This window comes from Pedobacter petrophilus (assembly GCF_009674725.1).
GTDB classification, from domain to species: Bacteria; Bacteroidota; Bacteroidia; order Sphingobacteriales; family Sphingobacteriaceae; genus Pedobacter; species Pedobacter petrophilus.
On the sequence record NZ_WKKH01000010.1, the window covers coordinates 38,005 to 62,403 of the forward strand.

23 protein-coding genes are annotated in these 24,399 nt (G+C 38.7%); 6 read left to right on the plus strand and 17 right to left on the minus strand.

Annotation, left to right across the window (positions count from 1 at the left end; translation table 11 throughout):
- Positions 1-20: 20 nt before the first annotated feature.
- Positions 21-692 (minus strand): DUF1345 domain-containing protein, encoded by a 672-nt coding sequence (locus tag GJU39_RS08555; RefSeq protein WP_154280373.1) that lies wholly within the window; start codon positions 690-692, stop codon positions 21-23.
- The gene (locus GJU39_RS08560) at positions 689-1,477 is read right to left on the minus strand and encodes an O-methyltransferase (RefSeq protein WP_154280374.1); all 789 of its coding nucleotides are present in this window, start codon (positions 1,475-1,477) and stop codon (positions 689-691) included. Before GJU39_RS08560 ends, GJU39_RS08555 begins: the two co-directional genes overlap by 4 nt.
- Before the next feature lie 42 nt (positions 1,478-1,519).
- Between GJU39_RS08560 and GJU39_RS08565 the strand changes: the two genes are divergently transcribed.
- Positions 1,520-2,395 carry a transglutaminase-like domain-containing protein gene (locus GJU39_RS08565; RefSeq protein WP_154280375.1) on the plus strand — a complete coding sequence of 292 codons (876 nt, stop codon included), beginning with the start codon at positions 1,520-1,522 and terminating at the stop codon, positions 2,393-2,395.
- Between the two features lie 9 nt (positions 2,396-2,404).
- Positions 2,405-3,505, plus strand: coding sequence for a glycoside hydrolase family 18 protein (locus GJU39_RS08570; protein ID WP_154280376.1), 1,101 nt, complete (start codon positions 2,405-2,407; stop codon positions 3,503-3,505).
- A 266-nt stretch (positions 3,506-3,771) separates the two neighbouring features.
- Here GJU39_RS08570 and GJU39_RS08575 read toward each other — a convergent pair whose 3' ends face one another.
- The 4 genes from GJU39_RS08575 to GJU39_RS08590 all read right to left on the minus strand — a co-directional run bounded on the left by GJU39_RS08575 (position 3,772) and on the right by GJU39_RS08590 (position 8,118).
- Entirely contained in the window at positions 3,772-4,599 is an 828-nt protein-coding gene (locus GJU39_RS08575; protein WP_154280377.1) for a hypothetical protein, read from the minus strand.
- 114 nt (positions 4,600-4,713) lie between these two features.
- On the minus strand, positions 4,714-5,628 hold the full coding sequence (locus GJU39_RS08580; RefSeq protein WP_154280378.1) for an alpha/beta hydrolase: 915 nt from the start codon (positions 5,626-5,628) through the stop codon (positions 4,714-4,716).
- Between the two features lies 1 nt (position 5,629).
- Positions 5,630-6,704, minus strand: a protein-coding gene (prfB, locus tag GJU39_RS08585; protein WP_154280379.1) for a peptide chain release factor 2 whose coding sequence is annotated in 2 segments (ribosomal slippage) — positions 5,630-6,643 and positions 6,645-6,704 — 1,074 coding nt in all. Because the reading frame shifts where the segments join, the coding sequence is not laid out codon by codon here.
- Between the two features lie 109 nt (positions 6,705-6,813).
- Entirely contained in the window at positions 6,814-8,118 is a 1,305-nt protein-coding gene (locus GJU39_RS08590; protein ID WP_154280380.1) for an amidohydrolase, read from the minus strand.
- 239 nt (positions 8,119-8,357) lie between these two features.
- On the opposite strand from GJU39_RS08590, the gene pgi reads away from it, so the two are divergent.
- From pgi to GJU39_RS08610, 4 genes are all read left to right on the plus strand, one after another.
- Entirely contained in the window at positions 8,358-10,004 is a 1,647-nt protein-coding gene (gene pgi / locus GJU39_RS08595; protein ID WP_154280381.1) for a glucose-6-phosphate isomerase, read from the plus strand.
- Positions 10,005-10,164: 160 nt separating this feature from the next.
- Positions 10,165-11,478 carry a M16 family metallopeptidase gene (locus GJU39_RS08600; RefSeq protein ID WP_154280382.1) on the plus strand — a complete coding sequence of 438 codons (1,314 nt, stop codon included), beginning with the start codon at positions 10,165-10,167 and terminating at the stop codon, positions 11,476-11,478.
- 31 nt (positions 11,479-11,509) lie between these two features.
- On the plus strand, positions 11,510-13,591 hold the full coding sequence (locus tag GJU39_RS08605; RefSeq protein WP_154280383.1) for a M16 family metallopeptidase: 2,082 nt from the start codon (positions 11,510-11,512) through the stop codon (positions 13,589-13,591).
- Between the two features lie 194 nt (positions 13,592-13,785).
- The gene (locus tag GJU39_RS08610) at positions 13,786-14,319 is read left to right on the plus strand and encodes a DUF4251 domain-containing protein (protein WP_154280384.1); all 534 of its coding nucleotides are present in this window, start codon (positions 13,786-13,788) and stop codon (positions 14,317-14,319) included.
- Positions 14,320-14,372: 53 nt separating this feature from the next.
- Here GJU39_RS08610 and GJU39_RS08615 read toward each other — a convergent pair whose 3' ends face one another.
- The 11 genes from GJU39_RS08615 to GJU39_RS08665 form a co-directional block, all read right to left on the minus strand.
- Positions 14,373-15,458, minus strand: coding sequence for a glutaminyl-peptide cyclotransferase (locus GJU39_RS08615; RefSeq protein ID WP_154280385.1), 1,086 nt, complete (start codon positions 15,456-15,458; stop codon positions 14,373-14,375).
- A complete protein-coding gene (locus GJU39_RS08620; protein ID WP_154280386.1) occupies positions 15,436-15,798 on the minus strand; it encodes a YraN family protein in 363 nt (120 codons plus the stop codon). The genes GJU39_RS08615 and GJU39_RS08620 overlap by 23 nt, the downstream gene beginning before the upstream one ends.
- Positions 15,799-15,900: 102 nt before the next feature.
- Complete coding sequence (gene dnaG, locus GJU39_RS08625; RefSeq protein WP_154280387.1) at positions 15,901-17,886, minus strand: DNA primase; 1,986 nt, start codon at positions 17,884-17,886, stop codon at positions 15,901-15,903.
- 188 nt (positions 17,887-18,074) lie between these two features.
- Positions 18,075-18,734: an SGNH/GDSL hydrolase family protein gene (locus tag GJU39_RS08630; RefSeq protein ID WP_154280388.1), complete on the minus strand. Its 660-nt coding sequence runs from the start codon at positions 18,732-18,734 to the stop codon at positions 18,075-18,077.
- 5 nt (positions 18,735-18,739) lie between these two features.
- A complete protein-coding gene (locus GJU39_RS08635) occupies positions 18,740-20,320 on the minus strand; it encodes a serine hydrolase (protein ID WP_154280389.1) in 1,581 nt (526 codons plus the stop codon).
- A gap of 58 nt (positions 20,321-20,378) precedes the next feature.
- Complete coding sequence (locus GJU39_RS08640) at positions 20,379-21,320, minus strand: hypothetical protein (protein ID WP_154280390.1); 942 nt, start codon at positions 21,318-21,320, stop codon at positions 20,379-20,381.
- A 65-nt stretch (positions 21,321-21,385) separates the two neighbouring features.
- Complete coding sequence (locus tag GJU39_RS08645) at positions 21,386-22,570, minus strand: M20 metallopeptidase family protein (protein WP_154280391.1); 1,185 nt, start codon at positions 22,568-22,570, stop codon at positions 21,386-21,388.
- On the minus strand, positions 22,557-22,997 hold the full coding sequence (locus tag GJU39_RS08650) for an SPOR domain-containing protein (protein ID WP_245227739.1): 441 nt from the start codon (positions 22,995-22,997) through the stop codon (positions 22,557-22,559). The genes GJU39_RS08645 and GJU39_RS08650 overlap by 14 nt, the downstream gene beginning before the upstream one ends.
- 108 nt (positions 22,998-23,105) lie before the next feature.
- Positions 23,106-23,492 carry a type II toxin-antitoxin system VapC family toxin gene (locus GJU39_RS08655; RefSeq protein WP_154280392.1) on the minus strand — a complete coding sequence of 129 codons (387 nt, stop codon included), beginning with the start codon at positions 23,490-23,492 and terminating at the stop codon, positions 23,106-23,108.
- Positions 23,483-23,695 (minus strand): hypothetical protein, encoded by a 213-nt coding sequence (locus GJU39_RS08660; RefSeq protein ID WP_154280393.1) that lies wholly within the window; start codon positions 23,693-23,695, stop codon positions 23,483-23,485. The genes GJU39_RS08655 and GJU39_RS08660 overlap by 10 nt, the downstream gene beginning before the upstream one ends.
- 70 nt (positions 23,696-23,765) lie before the next feature.
- Entirely contained in the window at positions 23,766-24,143 is a 378-nt protein-coding gene (locus GJU39_RS08665) for a PEGA domain-containing protein (protein ID WP_154280394.1), read from the minus strand.
- Positions 24,144-24,399 lie beyond the last annotated feature (256 nt).

Here is a 24,399-nt window from a genome sequence, read left to right on the forward strand (position 1 = left end):
TATCAATGCAAATGAGCCACTTATTTACTCAACCCTGCGAGCGCGTTGATGGTCAATGCTACAATTACAGTATTAAAAACAAAAGCAATCAAACTGTGGAGCAGCGAAAGTCGTCTGATTTTGCGGGAAGAGATTTCCACATCAGAAACCTGGAAAGTCATGCCGAGCACAAAGGAAAAATAAGCAAAATCGATAAAATCTGGCGCATCATCTCCGGGAAATTCTAATCCCGATCCTTTTTCAGATGCTGAGATCTGATTACTATTTTCATAGAAAAGATGTGCATACCGCATACTGAAAGTAGTGTGAACGAGAAACCAGGATAAAAACATGCCTGAAATTGCGATAACCAGATCGAGCGGTTTAACATCATGATTAATTAGCAATAAAACTACGGCAAGTAAGCCTGCGAAAGTAGAGACTAAAACAATGGCAAAAATTTCGCCCCGGGTTTCATCTTGCTTCACTGCCTTTAAACGAGTTTCTGCAGTAGAAGTATTGAAGAACATATACCAATGCATGCTAATTAACATAAGACAGAAAATATCCCAGCCAAACATGATATGGGTAAGTGTTTCAGTTTGAAAAAGCAGCGACGCAAAGAAACCTGATACGCCAACAAAAAGACTGATCAGCAATATATATAAAGCCGACATCTTTTGAATGCCTCTTAATTTCGGTTCGATTTTCACTGCTTAAATTTTAACTTGAAATGTTCTTTCACCTGGCCTTTTTTAAAGTAAACCAACCCTATCCAGAACAAATCTACCGTTACGGTAACATCCGGATGATTTTTGATCTCTTCCCAGGCTTCTTTCATGCCCTTGCTCCAATAAATGTCGTCAAAAATTAATAAAGAATCTTCAGTAACCTTTGGCAAGCACCATTTAAAGTAATTTAACGTAGCGTCTTTTCTATGGTTGCCATCAATATAAACGAAATCAAGGCTGGGTTGCCTTGCAATGATATCAGGCAAAATACCATCGAAATTGCCAACATGAAGCTCAATGTTACTGAGGTCCAGATCGTTAAAGTTTTGCCTGGCAACTTCAGCCGTTTGCGGACAACCTTCTATGGTAATAATTTCCGCATCGGGACATGCCTTAGCCAAATAAGCAGTTGTAATCCCCAAACAGGTTCCCAACTCTATTGCAGTTTTGGGGTTAGTATCTTTTGCCAAACGATAAATCAGCTTTGCTAAACGCGGGCTTTTCAATGCATTCTTGGCAATCTGATTTACCTTCTTTGTTCTGTTTTTATTAAGGTGTGAACCAGCACCGAGATCTGTAACGGTGATAATGGATTCGTCAGAAAAAAGTTTTTTTCTTTGTTGTTCTATATTTTTGTATTCAGATTTGTCGGTAAAATTGTAAATTACCTCATCAGCGAGCTTGTACACAAATGGTGAGTGCGTTCCATGTCTCGTTTTTGCTGTTAATCGATGTTTTAGGTAATCGGTGATAAATTGAAATAGCATACTGCAAAAGTAATTAATCGCCGCATACAGGTTATATATTTTATGGAAAATATCACAGAGATAAGTGCTTTAGTAAAATTGCTCGATGATCCTGATGAAGAGGTATATCATCATGTAGAACAAAAATTGCTCGAATATGGTGGAGAAGTTATCCATTATCTTGAAAATGCCTGGGAGCAATCTTTTGATGGTCTTTTGCAGGAACGTATTGAAAATATTGTGCATCAGATTCAGTTCAATACGGTTAAAGAAGACCTGAACTTATGGTATTTAAGTGGTGCATTTGATTTACTTCAAGGCGCGACGATTATCAACCGTTACCAATATCCTGATCTTGACGAACAAAAAATCATTAATCAAATCGAAGAAATTAAACGCGATATCTGGTTGGGTTTGCAATATGAGATGAGTTCGGTAGAGAAGGTAAAACTGATCAATCATGTTTTGTATCAGCAATATGGTTTTGGCGGCAATACTAAAAACCACCATGATCCCCAAAACTCCTATTTAAACCAGGTTTTAGAAAGCAAGAAGGGAAACCAGATCTCGCTTGCGATTATTTACTCTACGCTTGCGCAAAAATTAGACCTGCCGGTTTACGGAATCAACTTGCCGCAACATTTTATTTTAGGCTATATTGATGACAGCAAGCAGGAAGGGACCGATTATAGTGTTTTATTTTACATCAACGCCTTTAACCGTGGAAATATCTTCGGCAAACATGATGTAGATCAGTTTCTGCGTCAGTTAAATTTAGAGCCCCTTCCCGAGTATTATAAACCTTGCAGCAATACCGATATTATCCGTAGGGTAATCAGAAACCTGATTTCTGCTTACGAAAATGCCGGTGCGACAGAAAAAGTTAAGGAATTAAACGAACTACAAGATATTATTAAAGAAGAACCCAAAACCAATTAACATTTTAAGATGCAAACTAAATCACTATTTTTTCTTTCCCTTACCTGCCTGTTTATTTTCTTCAGCACTAACCTTTCGGCACAAAAAATCAGTAAACCCCATGTGATTGCCTATTACACGGGCAAAGGAACAGTGATTGACAGTTTCCCGATAGAAAAAATTAGTCACCTTATTTACAGTTTCGGCCATTTAAAAGGCGATAGTCTCCATATCAGTTCTGCAAAAGATTCTGCCCTGATTACCAGGATGGTTGGTTTAAAAAAGCGAAACCCTGATTTAAAAGTAATGATTGCGATGGGTGGCTGGAGTGCCTGCCCCGATTGCTCTGAAGTTTTTAGCAGGGCTAACGGAAGAAAAATGTTTGCTAAAACAACTAAATCCCTTATGGATTATTTCAAGGCAGATGGCATCGATATCGATTGGGAATATCCGGCGGTAGAAGGCTACCCGGGTCATAAATATATGGAGGCCGACAAGCAAAACTTCACTTTGCTGATTAAGGCATTAAGAGATGAACTGGGTAAAAAAGCAGAAATCAGCTTTGCTGCCGGCGGAAGTAAGAACTGCCTGGATTCTTGCTTTGAGTGGAAAAAGGTAATGCCTTTAGTTAATCGGGTAAACCTGATGAGCTACGATCTGGTGGGCGGTTATGCAAAAACAAGCGGTCACCATACGCCGCTTTACTCCACCAAAAAACAACAGCTATCAGCAGATTTTGCAATAAAAGAAATGATTAAATACGGCGTTCCTGCCGATAAAATCGCTTTAGGTGCTGCTTTTTACGGTAGAATATTTGAAAATACCACTGATGCCAACCATGGTTTATATCAGCCAACAAAATTTATTGATGGTGTTTCATCCAGAGATTATAAATCGTTTTTCAGCAAAGAAAGTGGCTATCAATATTTTTGGGATGATGAAGCAAAAGCCCCATACTATTACAATGCCACCACCAAACGTTTAGTAACATTCGATGATGAAAAATCAATTGCATTAAAAACCAGGTATGTAATTGACCAGAAACTCAACGGTATTATGTTTTGGGAATTAAACGATGATCCTTATAAAAACGGCTTGCTTGATGTTATTGATACCGAATTGAAAAAATAAATGGCGACTGTATTGTAAATCAAGATATGAATATTTTTGATTTCGTTTCGGTGTTTCCCAAGCGAAACGCTTCTTGAGATATTTATCAGCAGTGGGTTAAAACGATCGTCTTCCTGAACTTGATTCAGGATCTTTTCTTTTCCACGATATTATAATTGATAGGCAGCATAAAAATTGTTAAAATTAGTGATCAACAGCGCTTAGAAAAAGCTCAACATGCCAAATTACGATAATTTTATATTTACGATGCAGCCGCAGTTTAGGTGCTACTTGCAATTGTAGATCATTTCATACTTATCGGTTGATGTATCGGGTGTACCTGCACCACCATTGTAAAGTGTAGACGTAGATGTTTTATTTAATACGGTTGCATTCCCCTTCGAATCAAACTGATATGAATATACGGAATTGTCTATCACCAAAATACTCCCTAATGGATCAAATGAGGTGTAAGACTCTGAGGCTATGAAATTTTTTGAGGCTTTGCCAAAATAACCACCTTTCTGGTAATCAACGAAAGTTGTTAATGGGTCTGAACTAAAAGATGTATTGACAGCTTTTTCACTTCTATAGGTAAATGTTGTAGTATTCTGGATTTCTCCGGTTGAGCCTTCTCTAATCACAGATTTAATTAAATTGCCATCTGCGTAGCTAAAAACGTTAGTTTCCACTAAAATTCCACCTTGATATGTTTCAACTTTATTAAGGTACCCATCTGCATCATAGCCATACTTTTTGGTGTTTTCAAATCTCGTAACGCCAGCCTCAATTTCTCCCCCGCTTCCACTGGATATTGTCCTTCCCTTGGATAAAACAAGTTCATCCACAACGCCATCCTGATCAGTACCTGTAATTTTGCTTGCAGTAAATACACGGGTGTAGGTTTCGCCGGAGGAAAGAGACTCTTTGATTGCCTGACCAGCTGCATTATATTCAAAACTGAGCGTAAAATCATCAAAACCGCTGGTTACTTTCCAGCTAATTAACTGACAGCCATTACTATTAGGATCGCTGTAATCAATTTCTTTCTTGCAACTGAAAATAGAAACCATGGCAACAAATGCTACCATACAAAATTTAATTTTATTACTCATTTTTATAATAACTGAGGACGTAAACTACTGGCGACAAATATATTAAAAATTAACTCAACTTATTGCCAGCAGATTTTGCTTTCGCAAATCTACGTTTCAAGCTATTGCGAAATGTCAGAACTTTTGCTTTTTCAGCCAGTCTGCCATCAGATTAAACCAATCCACATCTGAAGTTTTATTAATTAAGCCAAAACCATGCCCCCCCTTTTCATAAAGGTAAACGTCTGAATTAATACCTTTGCCCTTTAGCGCTTCACTCATTAAGATACTATTGGCATAAGGAACGGCATTATCATCTTTCGCATGAACAAAATAAGCTGGTGGCGATTGCTGATCAACATTTTTATTTGCGGAGAAATAATGCTTCAGGCTATCTGCAGGGTTATCACCCAATAAATTTTTCATTGTTCCGGCGTGCACAGATTCTTCGAAACTAATTACCGGATAAACCAATACTGCAAAATCTGGACGAAGATCTATTTTTTCCGGATTTGCGATTTTCAAATCATTATAGTGCGTTACCAGGGTAGAAGCAAAATGCCCGCCTGCGGAGAAACCCATAATGCCGACTTTTTTCTTTTTGATTCCGAATTTTTTTGCGTTCTTTTTCACCAGATAAATCGCCTGTTGCGCATCCTGTAACGGGCCATAGGTTTTATCAAGCATGATCTGATCGCTTGGCAAACGATATTTGAATACAAACGCCGTAACACCAATGGCATTGAAACGCTTCGCCACATCTATCCCTTCATGACTAAAAGCCAGCGCACCGTAACCACCACCCGGACAAATAATTACCGCTGCACCAGTTGCAATATTTTTTGGCGCCCTAAAAACAGTTAAAGTAGGGATAGATACTTTGGTGATGCTTAATGTTCCGTTTGCCCTCACTTCTGTATTTTCTACATAGGTTGATGGTGTAGGCTTTGCGCCCGGAATACTCCCTGCGTAAATTGGAATAACTTCCTGGGCATTTGAAAGACTGAAAACCATAAGCAACAGTGTGATAAAAAGTGATGTTTTAACCATATTAAAATTCCATTAAGTATGCTTTCAAAAAGTCGTTGATATCGCCATTTAAAACGGCATCAGGATTTGATGTCTGGTAATTGGTGCGGTGGTCTTTAACCCTTCTGTCATCCAGCACATAACTTCTGATTTGCGATCCCCACTCAATCTTTTTCTTCGAACCTTCTACTGCTGCAATGGCATCATTCCGCTTACGCTCTTCAATTTCATACAATTGAGATTTCAGTAAGCGAATGGCATTTTCCTTATTTTGCAATTGCGATCTCGACTCCTGATTTTTAATGATAATCCCCGATGGCTTATGGTATAAACGAACCGCAGTTTCCACTTTGTTTACGTTCTGTCCGCCTGCACCACCTGCCCTGAAAGTTTCAAATTCTATATCTGCCGGATTAATGTCGATCTGGATGGTATCATCTACCAACGGATAAACATATACGGAAGCAAAAGAGGTATGCCTGCGGGCATTGGAATCGAATGGAGAAATCCTTACCAAACGATGTACACCGTTTTCACCTTTCAAATATCCGTAAGAAAAATCACCGTCGAATTGAAGCGTGACCGATTTAATTCCGGCAATCTCCCCTTCCTGGCTATCCTGTTCGGTTATTTTATAGCCGTTTTTCTCCCCCCACATGATGTACATCCGCATCAGCATATACGCCCAGTCGCAACTTTCTGTACCACCTGCACCTGCCGTGATTTGCATCACCGCAGAAAGCTGATCTTCCTTGTTGCGAAGCATATTTTTCAGTTCCAGTTCTTCCACAGCTTTAGTACTCGCTTCGAACTGTTCTTTCATTTCTGCTTCAGAAGCATCGCCAGCCTGAAAAAACTCCAGCATTACGGCAGCATCTTCTACTGCATTATTGGCATCATTGAAACCATCTGTCCATTTTTTCTTTGAACCGATTTCTGCCAGAATTTTTTCTGCTTTTTTTGGATCATCCCAGAAATCGGGTGCCATGGTTAATTTTTCTTCTTCGCGAATGGCGTAAAGTAGCTCATCAACGTCAAAGATGCCTCCTCAGGGACGTTACTCTGTCCCTTAAATCCTGCAAATTTTCTTTTGTCATAATGGCAAATATATAAAATCGCATTGAGCATAGCGCATGGCAAAAAGCATTTTAACGAGAAATGAATTTTGTTTAATCATTATCCTAAACAGGGTAACGCCCTTTTGAACTATTTCTTCATGCCCATATAATCAAGCGTTAAATTGGAAAGCAACTTAACGCCCAATACAAATCCGCTTTCATCCAAATAGAAATCTGGTGTGTGGTGCGAAGGTGCTTTTAAAGGATCTTTACCCTTTGGCATCCCGCCCAAAAACACGAATAAGCCTGGTACTTTCTCTTGAAAGAATGAAAAATCTTCTGCACCAGTAACCGGAGGGCGGAGCAAAACATGATCCGCACCGGCAGTAGCCTGCATGCTTGGCAGCATTTTTTCTGTTAAGGCTATATTGTTAAACGTAACCGGATAATGGCTACTGAATGGGATTTTAACTTCGGCTGTTGCGCCATATGCCTCAGCTGTTTTGGTGGCAATTGTTTTAATCCGATCGATAAACATCGCCTCATCCTGATTACTGAAATTACGAACCGTACCTAGCATAACAACCTTCTCCGGAATGATATTGGAGCGCACACCTCCGTTAATAGCGCCAACAGTAACTACACCCGGGTTCTCCGTCAGATTCAAATTGCGACTCACAATGGTTTGCAAATTATTAATGATTTGTGCAGAGACCACAATCGGATCGATACCACTCCATGGATATGCACCATGCGCCTGACGACCGGTAATGGTAATCTTCATATCATTAACAGCGGCCATTGTTCCGCCAGGGCGATAAGCTACATTTCCAACTTCAGTTTGAGAATTAATATGCAAGCCGAAAATAACATCAACCTTTGGGTTTTCTAACACGCCTTCTTTGATCATTAAAGCTGCACCACCCTCATCACCGGCAGGTACACCTTCTTCGGCGGGCTGAAAAATAAATTTAACCGTGCCCTGAATTTCTTTTTTCATTGAACTCAATACTTCTGCAACGCCCATGAGTATGGCAACGTGACTATCATGTCCGCAGGCATGCATTACACCAACTTCCTGCCCGTTGTATTGCGTTTTAACTTTTGATGCAAAAGGAAGATCAACGCGTTCAGTTACTGGCAAGGCATCCATATCTGCCCGTAAGGCAACCACCGGACCAGGTTTACCACCTTTTAATATACCCACTACCCCGGTTTTAGCCACACCAGTAGTTACTACGAAACCTAAAGAAGTAAGGTGTTTTGCAACAATGCCTGCCGTTCTTACCTCTGCATTTCCGAGTTCCGGATGTTCGTGAAAGTCTCTCCGCCATGCGATTACTTTTTGTTCAATGGCATCTGCTTTTTTTGAAACCTCTGCTTTTAGAGGCGATTTTTGAGCAAATGAACTCAAAGAAATTAAAGATAACCCAATGAGATAGGTATATTTCATAAAAAAGGAGTTAAATTTTAGGTGAAATGGTGATCGAAGCTAAGAATTTTTGATTGATAATACAATTTTGTTAGTATCCGTAGGGCTATATCACTAGAAAACCGTGAAACCAGGGCATGATTAAGGCAAATTACAATCCGAAAACCAATCCTTTAAATAATAAAAAAACCATCAATTTTGAACATTAAAAAGACCGTTTTAAATTTTTGCTTTATTACTTTTACAAAAAAACAAAGATTATGTTACCGAAAATAAATTTTACAGAAACAGCGGCTTACCAATATTTAGCCGATCATTTTATTGATATTAACCAGAAAAGTATTAAAGATCTTTTCGCTGAAGATGCAGATCGTTTCAACAAGTTTTCTGTTTTTTTTGAGGATATTCTATTAGACTATAGCAAGAACCGCATTAGCGATGAAACTTTGGCATTATTGATCCAACTGGCGCGTGAGTGTAAATTGGATGAAGCGATAAAATCAATGTATGCGGGTGATAAGATTAACGAAACGGAAGACCGCTCTGTACTTCACATCGCCCTGCGTAATTTAAGCAATACGCCGATTTTAGTTGAGGGTAAAGATGTAATGCCGGATGTAAATGCGGTGCTTGCCAAAATGGAAAAGTTTAGCAACAGCATTATCAGTGGCGAATGGAAAGGTTATACCGGCAAAGCCATTACAGACATTGTAAATATTGGTATTGGAGGTTCTGACTTAGGACCGGTGATGGTTACTGAGGCTTTAAAACACTATAAAAATCACTTAACCATTCATTTTGTATCTAATATTGATGGTACACACCTTGCAGAAACCCTTGAAGGTTTAGATGCAGAAACGACTCTGTTTTTAGTGGCATCGAAAACTTTTACGACACAAGAAACCATGACTAATGCACACTCTGCCCGTTCATGGTTTTTAGGAAAAGGTGGTAAAGAAAATGACATCGCAAAACATTTTGCCGCATTATCTACCAATGCAAAAGATGTATCTGCCTTTGGTATTGATACTGAAAACATGTTCGAGTTTTGGGATTGGGTTGGCGGCCGTTATTCTTTATGGAGTGCTATTGGTTTATCAATCTCTTTAAGTATTGGCTTTGATAACTTCAAGGAACTGCTTGCCGGTGCACATGCCGCAGATAATCATTTTAAAACTGCTGATTTTGAAAATAATCTTCCGGTAATATTAGGTTTGCTTGGGGTTTGGTATATCAATTTCTATAACGCCGAAACGCAGGTAATTTTACCTTACGACCAATACATGCACCGTTTTGCTGCCTATTTCCAACAGGGAGATATGGAAAGTAATGGTAAACATGTAGATAGAAACGGGAACGAAGTGGATTATGAAACCGGACCAATTATATGGGGAGAACCTGGAACAAACGGCCAGCATGCCTTCTACCAATTGATTCACCAGGGAACGAGAATCATTCCAGCCGATTTCATCGCACCTGCACAAAGCTTAAATCCGCTTGGCGACCATCATCCGATTTTACTGTCTAACTTTTTTGCCCAAACAGAAGCCTTAATGAATGGCAAAACCGAGGATGAAGTGGTTTCAGAATTGAAAAAAGATGGCAAATCAGAAGAAGAAATTTCAAAAATTGCTCCTTTTAAAGTGTTTGAGGGGAATCGTCCAACCAACTCTATCCTATTGAAAAAAGTAACACCATATACTTTAGGTAGCCTGGTAGCCATTTATGAGCATAAAATCTTTGTTCAGGGCGTAATCTGGAACATTTTCAGTTTCGACCAGTGGGGGGTTGAATTAGGTAAGCAACTGGCCAAGAAAATTCTACCAGAGTTAGATGGTAATGAAAAGGTAGAAAGTCACGATAGTTCTACCAATGGCTTAATCAATCAATACAAGGCCTGGAGATAAATAAACAAAAAAAGCGAGTGTAATACTCGCTTTTTTTGTTTTAAACCTATAATTTAGGGCATCCTTAATACTTTCACATTTTGTGAATCCAAATTAACTTATTTAGAAATAATCTCTCGCACTCGCTTTGATCGTTTCGCATCACTAAAAAAAATTACTAATGAAAAAAAGATTTCTTTTTGCTTTGGCTATTTCCGGCCTGTGCTTTAGCGCATCTGCTCAAAAGGTACAGTTCTCGGAATTTGACTTAGACAATGGCCTCCATGTCATTCTTCACCAGGACAAAACAGCACCGGTTGTTGCTGTATCGGTTATGTATCATGTTGGATCAAAAGATGAAGAAACATCGCGTACTGGTTTTGCCCACTTCTTTGAACATTTACTATTTGAGGGTTCTCCAAATATTAAGCGTGGCGAATTTATGAAACTGGTGAGCAGTAACGGTGGTCAGAATAATGCCAATACCTCTCAGGATCGTACATTTTACTACGAAGTTTTCCCGTCTAACCAGCTGGAACTGGGTTTATGGTTAGAGAGCGAAAGAATGTTACACCCGGCAATTAATGAAGCTGGCGTTAAAACGCAGAACGAGGTGGTTAAAGAAGAAAAACGCCTTCGGGTGGATAACCAGCCTTATGGCAAGTTTACTGAGAAAATTTTCTCGCACTTGTTTTCAACCCATCCTTATCGCTGGCAGCCTATTGGCTCAATGGATCATTTAGACGCAGCCAAGCTTGATGAATTCATTGCTTTCTTTAAAAAATATTATGTACCAAACAATGCGGTATTAACCATTGCCGGCGATTTAGATGTTGACAAAACAAAAACGCTGGTAAAATCATATTTTGCTGAAGTTCCGAAAGGTGCAGTAATTGTTCGGAAGAAGTACGAATTGCCAGAGATTACAAAAGAAATAATCGATACCGCTTACGATGCAAACATTCAGATTCCGGCAATCTTTGCTGCATACCGCGTTCCAGGAATGAAAAGCAGGGATAGCAAAGTACTTGGCATGATCAGCTCAATCTTATCCGGTGGCGGCAGTTCACGATTAAGCACTAAAATGGTTGATGAGAAGAAAACTGCGCTTCAGGTTGCAGCATTCAATTATTCGCTGGAAGATTATGGCGCATACATTACACTAGCACTTCCAAATAAAAATACCCCGCTTAACGATCTGTTGAAAGATATCGACGAAGAGGTTTTACGTTTACAAACAGATTTAATCAGCGAAAGCGATTATAAAAAACTTCAGAATAAATTTGAGAACGATTACGTAAGTGCTAACAGCAGAATGCTTGGTGTAGCTGAAAATCTATCTTCGGGTTATACATTCCATGATAAAGATACTGATGACATTAATAAGGAATTGGAAGTGATCAGGTCTATTACCCGCGAGGAGATCAGAGACATCGCTAAGAAGTATCTAAATAAAAACCAGAGAGTTGTATTGTATTACTTACCTAAGAAATAAGCAGCGCGAGTTTCATACTAATTTTAAAATCATGAAGAAAATCTTTATCATAGCTGCAATTTCCTTATTGGCTCAGGGTATTTCAGCACAAACGATCAATAGAAGCCAGAAACCAAAGCCAGGACCAGCTCCGGTAATTACCATCGGCGACCCGATAATCTATAAACTAGCCAATGGCATTACTGTATTGGTAGTAGAAAACCATAAGCTTCCTAAAGTGTCTGCCAGCTATAGTATTGATGCTGGTCCGATAACAGAAGGTGCTAAAGCAGGTGTTTCAGCATTAACGGGCAGCATGTTGAATGAAGGTACCACAACAAAAACCAAAGCACAATTTGACGAAGCTGTAGATCAGCTGGGGGCTGATGTAAGTGCAAGTTTTAGCGGAGGTTCGGCATCTGCTTTAACACGGTATTTCCCTCAGGCTTTTGCTTTAATGGCAGAAAGCATTAGAAAACCAGCTTTTCCCGAAGCCTCTTTTGAGAAACTAAAATCACAATTGATCACCGGCTTAAAATCAAATGAGAAAAATGCAAAGGCTATTTCCAGCCGTGTGGTAGATGCGCTTGCGTATGGAAAAAACCACCCAAGTGGAGAATTTGAGACGGAAGCATCTGTTAATGCCTTAACGCTTGCAGATATTAAGGCAACTTATGCTAAATATGTTACTCCTTCCCGTGGCTATTTAACTTTTGTTGGCGACATTAAACCTGAGGCTGCAAAAGCCCTGGCAGAAAAAGCCTTTGGCGATTGGAAAGGTGCTGCATTAACGCTTCCGGTGTTAGCCAAAGTAGCTAACCCAACCAAAACCGAAGTTGATGTGGTAAATGTAAGTAACGCGGTACAGTCAGAAATTACTGTTGTTAATTTAATTGATTTACCGATGGGTAATCCTGATTATTTTCCGGTTTTACTGGCCAACCAAATATTAGGCGGCGGCTCAGAATCAAGGTTGTTTAATAACCTGAGAGAGAAACATGGCTTTACTTATGGTGCTTATTCTTCAACAGGTTCCGGCCGTTTTCAATCTAAATTCGCTGCAACAGCAGCAGTGAGAAATGAAAAGGTAGACAGCGCAGTGGTTGAATTCTTAACCGAAATTAACACCATCCGTACAACGAAAGTAACGGCAGAAGAATTGCAGAATGCAAAGAACCTTTATAATGGAAGTTTTGCATTAGGCTTAGAAAATCCGGCCCGTATTGCTGGTTTCGCAAGCAGTATTTTAATCAATGATTTGCCTAAAGATTTTTACCGTACCTATCTGCAGAAATTGAATGCGGTAACTACTGATGATATTTTGCGCGTGGCAAAGAAATACTATAACCATGATAACACCCGCATAGTAATTGTTGGTAAAACGGAAACCTTTACACCAGGCCTGAAGAAAGCAGGTTTCAGCGTAAATGAGTTTGATAATGTAGCAGAACCTGTTAAAGCTACTGCAAGCACTGGTACAGCAGCAGTTAAATCAGCCAAAGAGGTTGTTGACAGTTACATCACTGCAATTGGTGGTGCTGCTGCGATTAAAAAGATAACCTCATTGCAGCAAAATGCCGAAATGGAAATGCAGGGCCAGAAGCTTACCGTTACCATTAAAGATATGGCTCCAAACCTAAGTTCAATGGAGGTTTCTATGATGGGCCAAACGGCCATGAAACAAGCTTTCAACGGTACAACTGGCTACCAGATGCAAATGGGTAAAAAATCGGAATTAACAGGTGATGATTTGACTGAAAAGAAGGAAAGTAAAGGGATTGTGAACCAACTTTATTATGCTACTGACGGCACGAAATTAGCAGCTGCAGGAACCGCTAAAGTGGGCACCGCTGATGCTTACAAGCTGATTGTTACTTCACCTTCCGGCAAAAAGAAAACCGAATATTATGATGTAAAATCTGGCTTACTTTTGAAAGATGAAAAAACGGTAACCAAGGGTACGATGGAAATTACACAATCTACTGAATACGGCGATTACAAAAAGGTTGGGGATGTATTGTTTCCACATACTTTAAATCAGAATATTCAAACCCCACAAGGCGCACAGGAATTTGCTATTAACGTGAAGGAAATAAAAATCAATCCTCCTTTAAAAACAGAGGATTTTAACTAGTATAAATTAAATGTTTATCTAAGCCATTGCATTAAAAAATGTAGTGGCTTTTTTATGGTTATGAAGTTTCGAGTTCATAGCAAGCAATTAATCCAATCTTTCGATTTGTAACTTTAATCTATTATTCCTCTCCTTGTTATGGAAATGGCTAAACCCATACATCTTTAAATTGTTATAATATTAAACACAACATCATGAAACATTTAAAACTGGTTTTGAGTATGGCTTTATTTGCTTGTTCTTTGCAACTTTTTGCGCAAACGAATAAGGCGACAACCATTAAGATAATTGAGGAAAAGGATTATACCTTCGTTGCAAACTCGGCAATACCGATGTCTAACATGGACGTTTCGCAAATTTTATCACGAATGCCCGGATCACAGGGTGGAGGAATGATTAATTTAACCGGGAGCCAATATGATTTTATAGTCACCAAAGATAGCGTAGTGGCCTACCTACCCTATTATGGCCGTTCTTTTAGTCCGCCGCTAAATCCAAACGAAGGTGGCATTAAATTTACCTCGAAAGATTTTAGCTATAAAGAAACGAAAAATAAGAAGGGCAATTACAACATTCAAATCAACACGAAAGATTTAAAAAGGGAGAACTTCAGACTTTCGCTTAGTGTAACGCCAAATGGTTATGCTACCCTTGTTGCCAGTGGTTATAATAAACAACCCATTACTTTTAACGGTTATTTAAGCGAATCGAAGAAAAAAGATCAATAATAGAAAAGCCAGATTTATACATCTGGCTTTTCTATCATAAATTGAGCACACCATTATTGTTTTGAAATTTTAATTTCGAAGATATGCGGCCATTTCTTGCCTGTAACGAACAATCTCTTTGAAGCCTTGTCGTACGCGATTCCATTAAGGACATTATTTGCCTTTTCATCATCCGTTTTAAAATAATCTGCAGGAAGCAACCCGGATAAATTAATTTTACCCTCAACGGCACCAGTTTCCGGATTAATGATTAAGATATTATTAGTGGTATACACATTAGCGTAAATTTTTCCATCAATTACCTCTAATTCATTTAATTGCTGAATGGCTCCCTTATTGTCGAATACTTCAAGCTCACCGGTTGGTTTGTAGGTGTTTTTATCCAGAAAGAATATCGTACCAGAACCATCCGTTTTTAAGATTTTTTCTCCATCAAAGTTTAATCCCCATCCTTCTTGTGTGCCTTCATGGTAAGTGAATTCAGATAACTTTTTGAAGGTATTCTTATCGTATACAAAGCCTGTTTTTTCCCTATACGTTAACTGAACAATTTTATCGCCTACCACTGTCATCCCTTCTCCGAAGTACTGTTTATCCAAATCGGCTTTTAATACCACTTTTCCTGTGGACGGTTCCACCTTACGTAAACTTGAATGACCATAATCACCAGCACTCTCATAAAAATAACCATCATGATACTCTAATCCTTCTACATAAGAAGAAGTATCGTGCGGCAGGGTTTTAATCACTTTATAAGTATATTCAATCGGTGCCTGAGCAGCCAACACATTTACATTTGATGTTAAATCCTCTGATTTTCCATCGCCAAATATTTTTGCGGTAATGATATGATTACCTAATTTCAGACCTGTGGTTTTTATTTTTATGGCAGAGGTATCAGCTTTCGCATCCATTTTGGTGCTGTCGATCAGGTAAATCACCGAATCTACTTTGCTTTCATTTCCGAAGAGCACCTTTACTTCAAATTCATTTCCAGATGCAACATTGAGTCCCATCATGGGTGAAACAAAAGATCGGTAAGTTTTTGGAGCATCATCTTTACAGGCACCTAAAAAAGCAACTGTAATTCCTAAAAATAAGCGGGTTCTGATTTGTTTAGTCTTCAGGCCAAAAAGCATCTTCAATGTGATTTAATGTATAACTATTTTTTGTAAAGGTAATCGCAATTATATCAAAACGAATATCATTTTGATGATTCATGATTTCAATATATTCTGCAGAGGCCAGTTCCATCTGCTTTTGTTTGGCTGTATCTACAAAATCTTCAGGTTCGCCAAAAGCAATAGAAGTCCTCGCTTTTACTTCTACAAAAACCATGATTCTATTTTTGTATGCAATTAAATCCAGCTCCGCCTTCCCATACGTCCAGTTTTCATCCAAAATTTCATAACCATTGGCTTCCAGGTATTCCTTCGCTATTACTTCCCCTTGTTTGCCTAAATCGTTGTGAAGCGCCATGTTTTTTAATGAACCGATTATTGAATGAGTGAATGAATAAGTGAGTTTTGAATGAATCGTTTCTTGCTATCTCCTTCTTGTATAAATAATGAAACTCAATCCTTACTTAACAATTACCGAACCTAAAAACTTATTAATTTCCCGTTCCACGCCTTTAATTACACTATATCTTTGCATTAAAATGATTTGATTATCGGCATCTTTTTCATCTTTAATTTCTTTTAATAAATTTGACAAAATACGATCGACTTTCCGCTTCTTCAAATGGAAAATTCCACCTAGAATAGTGGCTTTAAGATTCATGGATTCATCTTTCACATAAATTAAATGTTTGTTTAACCAGTTTTCACTTAGTGCATATTCGGATGTTGATAGGGTAATGGCTAAATCGGCAATATCACGATCTTCGTGTTTGATAAAATGATTGGCAGTGGGTAATCTGCCATTATCGATTTCAGATTTATAGTAATCGATGATATTTTTGCAAAGCTGATTTTCGAATTCAACATCGGCCAGATTCTGCATCACAAAAGAGCCAATGTACATATCATCTATATTATCCCAGTTTACAAATTCATGTCCGTAGGCTAGCAGTAATCTAACAATTTCTTTTTCCTGGACCTCATCAGTATCTACTTTTGGCTCACCATAGCCAGATGGTCCGGCATTGTCATCCCATAAATTATCTGGCGGACCCAGGGGTTCAGGTGCACCAGAACCATATGAATTCGGCTGATTACTTTGTGCATTTGCCCGCTGATTACTTTCAAAGTTCTTTTTAACCTTGCCTGAACGGATTTTGTTTAATTCAGAAAGCAGCACACTTTCCTCAATTTCCAATAAACTACTGCTTTCCCTGATGAAAACAGAAGCTTTAATCTGATCAGGGATTTTGGCTATACTTTCTACAATGTCGCGAATAATACCCGCTCTTTTAATTGGATCATCACCTGCATCTTTCAGCAATACACTTGCCTTGTAGAGAATAAAATCTTTCCTGTTATTTTCCAGGTAGGTTTTAAAAGCACCAGCGCCTACATGATGCATGTAAGAATCGGGGTCATGCCCATCGGGGAAGGAAACGATTTTCACGTTCAATCCTTCTTCCAGGATCATGTCTAATCCCCGCAGCGAAGCCTTAATCCCTGCCGCATCTCCATCGAATAAAATGGTAATGTTTTGCGTAAAACGACCGATTAATTTAATTTGCTCAACTGTTAACGAAGTACCTGAAGAGGCCACCACATTTTCTATTCCGGCCTGATGTACCGACAACACATCTGCATAACCTTCGGCAAGGTAGCAGTTGTCTAAATCGCGAATGGCTTTTTTTGCGTGGAATAAGCCATAGAGCACATTGGATTTATGGTAAATTTCACTTTCGGGCGAGTTTACATATTTAGGAACATTCTTGTCTGTCTTGAGTGTTCTACCACCAAAACCAATAATTCTTCCGGTAAAGTTATGGATAGGAAACATCACGCGACCGCGGAAACGATCGTAGATTTTTCCGTTATCATTCTTAATGGATAAACCAGTCGATTCTAAAAACTCCAGTTTGTGGCTTGCATTGATTGCATTCTGCGTCAGTGCATCCCACACATCAGGAGAATAGCCCACTTCAAATTTCTTCAGAATATCTTCTCTAAAACCACGCTCTTTAAAGTAGCTTAAGCCTATTCCTTTACCTTCTTCTGTTTCCCACAGTTGCTTTACGAAGAAGGCAGCAGCGTATTGAGATACGATGTAGAGACTTTCTTTCGCACTTTGTGCCTCTGCCGCTTCCGGTGAGAGTTCAGCCTCCTCTACTTCTATGTTATATTTATTGGCTAAAAACTTAAGCGCTTCGGGGTATGAATACTTTTCATGATCCATGATGAAACGCACCGAGTCGCCACCTTTTCCACAACCAAAGCACTTATAAATACCTTTGGTTACTGATACGTGGAACGATGGGGTTTTTTCTCCGTGAAAAGGGCAATTGCCGATTAAACTGGTTCCGCGTTTTTTTAAGTGCACAAAATCCCCTACTACCTCCTCTATACGGGCGGTATCCATTATCTTATCTATCGTTTCGCGGTTGATCATATTGCTTAATCGTCATCGTAAGAAGGCACTACGAGACCAATCTAGTTTATTATTTTTCTTTACAGATTGCTTCATGCCATCGCTCAATCCCAGCCCTTCAATTTGCAATGGCGATCCCCTAACTATTATTTCGAAGAGGTACACTCCATTGCCGTCCTTGCAAGGAGGAACGACGATAGTTTTGAAATCTACTTCACCAATGGTAATAACTGATCTGCCACCAATTTATTTCCTATATCATTCAAGTGAACCCGGTCGTTTGTTAAAATACCTTTTTCTTTATCTTCCGGATTATTCTTCTCTTCATATTCACCGAAAACTTTTCTTAAATCGCAGAGCGGAAGATTATTCTTTACGGCCAGCTCCCTGATTCCGGCAGCATATTTATTCAGGTCTGCGTCCATTTCATTGGTGCCATCTTTTTTCTCTCCAATTACAGAAGGCGTGCACAGCACTACTTTACTTCCAACGCCTTGAATCTTATTAATCAATGCCTGATAAAACTTAAAATACTTATCGAAATCTGTTCCGGTATGTGAGGTTTGCTTATGCCAGACATCATTAATCCCAACGTAAATAACCACTAAATCAGGTTTTTTATTTAAAACATCATCTTCCAAACGGAGATATAAATCGTAAATTTTATTTCCGCCAATTCCAGCCCCGAGTACTTCATATTTGGTAGAATCAAGCGATTTTTTAATCAGGCTTACATATCCGTTTTTAGATACGCCCATTTGTGTAATCGAATCGCCGAAGAAAATAATTCGTTTTGGTTTAACAGTCATTGATGTTAATATAATCAGGCAAAAGCCAATTAAAATGGTGGTTCTGAGCAAGGTTTTCATCTTGTTTATTTTGGTTGGTTATTTTGATTGTTTTTCTTAAAATCCAGATCCTGAAAATCGAAACTAAAATCCGTCAATGGTGAAATGGCTTCCATTTTAAATCCGTCTGCTGTGGCATTATTGTTCAAACCGAAATTCACAAAAGCATCAGCATCCAAACTTCTGTCATACCATTTCACAATAAACGTATTTCCTTTGTAGTAAGTCATATCGCCACGAAGCTTAGGCGAATTTTTAGCTTGAAAATGCATTTTACCATTTACTTCGCTAATCGTAACGTCACCAAACCACGTATCATGATAGGTTCCATAAAAGCTTTTAACATCAGGCCTGGATGAAGTGGCTTTTTGTTGAGCAGCGATATCTGCCCAAACTTTGGTTACCATTTCATTAGCCTCTTTCTCATCGGCAAGGCGGCTATCATTAGAAGACTTAATTCTATCCCGACCTTTTACCCCCAGATAACCATCTTTAATGGAATTGGTGATCGCACTAAAAGCTGCACCAGATTGTTGATTGGTTAAAACAATGATACCTAATTTCAGTTCTGGTAAAATCGTTACCTGCGTTACGATTCCAGACAAGCCACCGGTGTGGGTAGCCTGGAACTTACCATTCACGTTACTCAGAAACCAACCCAATCCATAGCTGTTAAAGCTGCCCTGATTGCCACCTACAATAATGGTTTGAGGGGTCCATAGTTCTTTGGCAACGGCCTGACTAAATAATTTATGATCGAGCTTCGCTCCATATTGGCCACCATCAATCATTGCCTGAACCCATTTACTCATATCGGTTACGTTTGAATAAATACCGCCTGCGGCATTTGCAATTTCACCAAAACTAAGCCCCACAGGCAGTAATTTACCCTGGTAAGGGGCATGTCCGTCAATTACATTCGATTTATCTTTTAAACGATACCATGAAGCGGCAGTTTTTGTCATGCCCAAGGGCTTTATAATTCTACTTTCAATAAAATTTTCATAAGTTGTTCCTGAAACCCTGGCTACAACATCTCCGGCAACGATGTACATCAGGTTATCATAATCGAATTTAGTACGGAAAGATGAAACAGGTTTTAAATAACGAAGGTTATGAATCAGTTGCTTTTTATCTACCGTTGATGAATCTGGCCAGATCATTAAATCCCCTGCTCCAAGCCCTAAACCACTTCTGTGTGTAAGCAGATCGCGAATGGTGAATTCACTGGTTACATAGGCATCGTACATTTTAAACTCGGGGATAACATCAGTCACTTTCGTATCCCAGGTAATTTTTTTCTCATCCACGAGCATACCGAGTGCAGCCGCTGTAAAGGCTTTCGTGTTCGAGGCAACACCAAAAAGTGTATTTTCGTCTACCTTCTTATTTGTTTTGATGGAGCTTACACCATAACCCTTTAAATGAATGATTTTTCCATCTTTGATGACAGAAACCGCAATACCGGGTACATTAAAGGTTGTGAGTGTTTTCTCTACAACGCTATCAATCTGTTTCGAGGTGAGGATTTGCGCCTGCAAATTGATACTCCAGCAGAAAACAAGGATTACGCTAATCTGAAGCTTAAAATAGGAACAGGATTTCATTTTTTCTGGTTTAAATAATCGCTTTAAAGATAGTAATCTTTTGAACGCGATTAAATCCTTACTTACCCTTCTCCAGCTTATAATCTTTATGTACAATTAGAAAACTGGCACGCTCCTCTTTTTTAAATGGATAATCCCAGTTTCCCTGGTAAGTAATTTTTGTAGGCAGCTTATCATCTCCAAAATAACCCATCTCAATATTCATCTGTACATTGAAATCAAACAGCATATTGCCGTATTTCATATCTACATAACGCCCGAGGATATTGAAATTTCGTTTATCAAATATGGTAACCAGTTCTTTGATCATTATCCCATCTTTTGTCCAGCTGCTTAGATCTGGCTTCACAGAAACTTTAAAGCGGTAAACGGGAATAGAATCCAGGTAAGTTCCGCTGGTAAAAGCGTAATCATAATACTGACGCATATTCGCCGTAAAAATTTCTGTTTTACTGCCGATAAAAGGAACCTTTACCGGACGGCCTGGATTAAAGATTAAAGTTTTCAGTTTGTCTTTATAACTTTCATTGGTTCCCCCCTTGCCGTCGCCGCTTGGCGCATTAGGTACAAAATCAGTGTTGTAGGCATTCATAAAAATATAATCGAACATTTCTACGGTATACAACTGGTATTTCCCGTTCTTTTTATACACCTTACCGGTATCTTGTTTAACCAGGTATTCCATTTTGTAAGGCCCGCTGTTGTTATGCTTTATTTTACGATAAATTTTTCCATCTACCTTATTTTTTTTATCATACGTATAGATCCTGTTTTCGGCGATAAAACTGTAACGTTTCATATCCCTGAAGGATTGATAAAAGGACGTATCGTTAATAACCTTATTGATAAAAGTTTCGATATTTAGCTTTTCCGCCTTAATGTTAACCGCAGAGTCTAAGGTGATGGTCTTAATCGTATCAGGATTGAAACGTGGAATCTCCTGGGCAAAACCCCTATAAAAAAAAGAGGAGATGATCAGGACTAATAATATTTTTTTCATGCTGGTGTAGCTTGGCAAAAACGATGCCTTGTTTATTTTTAGATGCAATGTCCGGATATCAGGAATCAATTACCCAATTGTTTTAAGGCAATGTAGGCCATTAATCCAGTAGAGATTTTCAACGCATCTTCATCAATATCGAACTTTGGTGTATGAACAGAATATTGGGTATCCTTTGCGGCATTGCCCGTGCCTAAACGGTAAAAGCAGGCATCTGTTAGCTGCGAGTAAAATGAAAAATCTTCAGCAGCCATCCAGATATCCAGATCAACCACATTATCCTTACCTAAAAAATCTTCTGCAAATAACCTTGCATTGGCCGTTAGTTTCTCCTCATTAATTAAAAAGGGATAGCCTTTATGGATATCAAAATCGCAACTCCCGCCCATGCTTTCAGCCATTCCTTCTGCCATTTTTTTCATACGCTGATGCGCTTCCGCCCGCCAGTCTTCATCAAGTGTTCTGAAGGTACCCTCAATTTTCACTTCATTCGGAATAATGTTTGTGGCTCCATTGGCGGTAACCTTACCAAAAGATAAAACAGAAGGGATGCGTGGATCAGCATTGCGACTAACGATTTGTTGCAAGGCGACAATGATATGGGAAGCAATTACCACCGGATCGATATTCTGATGTGGCTGCGCGCCGTGACCGCCTTTTCCGGTTACTGTAACATACAATTCATCTGTAGAGGCCATATAAATTCCAGATCGAAAACCAACTTTCCCGGCATCGATCAACGGCATTACATGCTGGCCAACGATATAATCTGGCTTTGGATTTTCTAATACTCCTTCTTTTATCATGATACTTGCACCACCGGGAAGTAATTCTTCAGCAGGTTGGAAGATAAATTTAATGGTACCCCCAAATTCTGCTTTCAACTGGTTTATAATATATGCGGTTCCCAATAACGAAGATGTATGTACATCATGACCGCAGGCGTGCATTACGCCTGTGTTTTTAGATGCATAAGGTTTATCGCTGATTTCAGTGATTGGTAATGCATCCATATCACCACGTAAAGCAATTACTTTATCTGATGGAAGATCTCCTTTAATTAAAGCAACAACACCTGTATTTGCACAACCGGTAAATTCGATGCCCCACTGTGTTAGTTTTTCTTTAACAAATGCGGAAGTTTGAAATTCGTGATAGGATAATTCCGGGTTTGCATGTAAGTGTTGGCGATAGCCAACCACATCGTTGAAAATGGCGCCTGCTAAGTCCTTAATTTTATCTTTGATCATTAGTGGTAATATCTAGTTGTGGTGCATTAATTTTCTCCCTGAAGATAAATAACGTAGGGAAGGTTGATCTTATTTCACTCATTAACCGCTGGGCCTCTAATCTTGTCCTGAAATCGCCTACCCGAACATAATAGTTTGGCTCTTTATAAATTAGATAAGTATTAAGTTTTGGATATAATGTTTTAAAACGAGCCTGCTGATTAAAAACTTCCCGTCTATCAGAACCATAAAAAATTTGTACGCGGTAACCATAAGAGGAAACGATGGGTTTTCCTGGCTTTACTTCTCCGGATGTTTTATATACTTCCATTCGTTTGGCTATTAAGCTGTCTATTAATGGATCTTTAATAACTATAACCTCTCCCTTTTGTGCAAAAGATGCTTTGGATAATAATAAACAGAAGATTAACGAATAAAATATTTTCATGATGGTATTAGAGCGGGCAAACGAAAAATTGTTTTTAAAACAAGAATGCCGGATTGGCTACAAAATTCGGCATTCTTTATGGGTTGTGCAAATGTATCTGATCACCTATTAAAATGGATTTGATAGATGAAGGTTTGATATTTTATCGAAGTCTTTAACGTTTCTTGTGATGAGTGTAAGTTTATTTACCAGGGCCGTTGCAGCAATGATTGCATCTGGTAATTTCAGGTTGTGATGCTTCCGCAACTCGGCAGTTTGATCCTTGATTTCCCGATTAAGTTCGTAAACGTAAGAATCACCGATAAAATTTCTCAAAAGTTTTAAATCGTTTTCACCCGCTGTTCTCCAGCAAAGCAATTCGATTTCTGTGATCGCTGATATGGCAGGTTGTGTGGTTAGCAGAATATTATCAATAAGCTTCTCAGCATCTTCACTTAATAAACCTTGCAGATAGTATATTACGGTGTTAGTATCCCATAGATAGTTTATTTCCATTCGTTACGAATATCATTTATCTGCTGATCTATTTCTGATAGTGATTGTTTCTGCATTGCGCCCTTATACTTTGAAATCAGATCCCCATTAGATGATTGAATATTGGCACTATCTTTCCGGAAACGGATTATATTAAGCAACTCTAAATCCTTTAACAAATTTATTGCTTTGTCATTTAAAATATCCAGGGTTACCGTTCTCATATATCAAAAATACTAAAATAAAACAACAAAAGAAAAGCCGAACTTCTTTCTGAAATTCGGCTTAGCAAAATTAATTAGACTTTTTCTTATCCAATTGAATCTCATAAACTTTGGGATCGTACTTCATCATTGCACCAGTTGCGGCATCAACGCCCCAACCTATCAAACCAATAAAGTTCAATACTGCTACAGCATTGAAGTCTGTTGTAGGTTGAAACATTTTAGTTTCATAACCATCTAATTTAAGCGTTACCGTTTGGCCGGTAAATCCCTTCTTCAAAGATACAGCCATTGGTGTAATACCTACTTTAATACCATCAACTTCGATATCTGCAGCTGGTGGAGAAGTGTTAATTTGAACATTTTGCCTTGTACCAGTAAAGATTGTTGCGCAGCTTGAAAACATCAACGTTGTAGAAACAGCGACTACGGTAAAAACTTTTTTCATTTGTGTGTGTGATTTATTTGTGTGTCTTACTCTTATGGCTTTTCAGTTCCGCCCTGTTTTAATGGTTTCAGCTCCAGTTCTCCATTAAGAGATCAATGATAAATTGCCTACCAATTTATTTCGATCGAGTTAATTCTTATGGAGTTACTTGGTTAAATTAATTGGAAATAGTGGTAAATCTTCCATCAATAAATATAGACATATTTACCACTATTAAAAATATGGCCGCAAAAAAAGGCCTTAACTAAAGTTAAGG

Excerpts from the sequence above, each read along its gene's own strand:
- GJU39_RS08560 (WP_154280374.1), bottom strand. The coding sequence starts at position 1,477 with ATGCTATTTCAATTTATCACCGATTACCTAAAACATCGATTAACAGCA.
- GJU39_RS08565 (WP_154280375.1), top strand. The coding sequence starts at position 1,520 with ATGGAAAATATCACAGAGATAAGTGCTTTAGTAAAATTGCTCGATGAT.
- GJU39_RS08570 (WP_154280376.1), top strand. The coding sequence starts at position 2,405 with ATGCAAACTAAATCACTATTTTTTCTTTCCCTTACCTGCCTGTTTATT.
- GJU39_RS08575 (WP_154280377.1), bottom strand. The coding sequence starts at position 4,599 with ATGAGTAATAAAATTAAATTTTGTATGGTAGCATTTGTTGCCATGGTT.
- GJU39_RS08580 (WP_154280378.1), bottom strand. The coding sequence starts at position 5,628 with ATGGTTAAAACATCACTTTTTATCACACTGTTGCTTATGGTTTTCAGT.
- GJU39_RS08590 (WP_154280380.1), bottom strand. The coding sequence starts at position 8,118 with ATGAAATATACCTATCTCATTGGGTTATCTTTAATTTCTTTGAGTTCA.
- pgi (WP_154280381.1), top strand. The coding sequence starts at position 8,358 with ATGTTACCGAAAATAAATTTTACAGAAACAGCGGCTTACCAATATTTA.
- GJU39_RS08600 (WP_154280382.1), top strand. The coding sequence starts at position 10,165 with ATGAAAAAAAGATTTCTTTTTGCTTTGGCTATTTCCGGCCTGTGCTTT.
- GJU39_RS08605 (WP_154280383.1), top strand. The coding sequence starts at position 11,510 with ATGAAGAAAATCTTTATCATAGCTGCAATTTCCTTATTGGCTCAGGGT.
- GJU39_RS08610 (WP_154280384.1), top strand. The coding sequence starts at position 13,786 with ATGAAACATTTAAAACTGGTTTTGAGTATGGCTTTATTTGCTTGTTCT.
- GJU39_RS08615 (WP_154280385.1), bottom strand. The coding sequence starts at position 15,458 with ATGCTTTTTGGCCTGAAGACTAAACAAATCAGAACCCGCTTATTTTTA.
- GJU39_RS08620 (WP_154280386.1), bottom strand. The coding sequence starts at position 15,798 with ATGGCGCTTCACAACGATTTAGGCAAACAAGGGGAAGTAATAGCGAAG.
- dnaG (WP_154280387.1), bottom strand. The coding sequence starts at position 17,886 with ATGATCAACCGCGAAACGATAGATAAGATAATGGATACCGCCCGTATA.
- GJU39_RS08630 (WP_154280388.1), bottom strand. The coding sequence starts at position 18,734 with ATGAAAACCTTGCTCAGAACCACCATTTTAATTGGCTTTTGCCTGATT.
- GJU39_RS08635 (WP_154280389.1), bottom strand. The coding sequence starts at position 20,320 with ATGAAATCCTGTTCCTATTTTAAGCTTCAGATTAGCGTAATCCTTGTT.
- GJU39_RS08640 (WP_154280390.1), bottom strand. The coding sequence starts at position 21,320 with ATGAAAAAAATATTATTAGTCCTGATCATCTCCTCTTTTTTTTATAGG.
- GJU39_RS08645 (WP_154280391.1), bottom strand. The coding sequence starts at position 22,570 with ATGATCAAAGATAAAATTAAGGACTTAGCAGGCGCCATTTTCAACGAT.
- GJU39_RS08650 (WP_245227739.1), bottom strand. The coding sequence starts at position 22,997 with ATGAAAATATTTTATTCGTTAATCTTCTGTTTATTATTATCCAAAGCA.
- GJU39_RS08655 (WP_154280392.1), bottom strand. The coding sequence starts at position 23,492 with ATGGAAATAAACTATCTATGGGATACTAACACCGTAATATACTATCTG.
- GJU39_RS08660 (WP_154280393.1), bottom strand. The coding sequence starts at position 23,695 with ATGAGAACGGTAACCCTGGATATTTTAAATGACAAAGCAATAAATTTG.
- GJU39_RS08665 (WP_154280394.1), bottom strand. The coding sequence starts at position 24,143 with ATGAAAAAAGTTTTTACCGTAGTCGCTGTTTCTACAACGTTGATGTTT.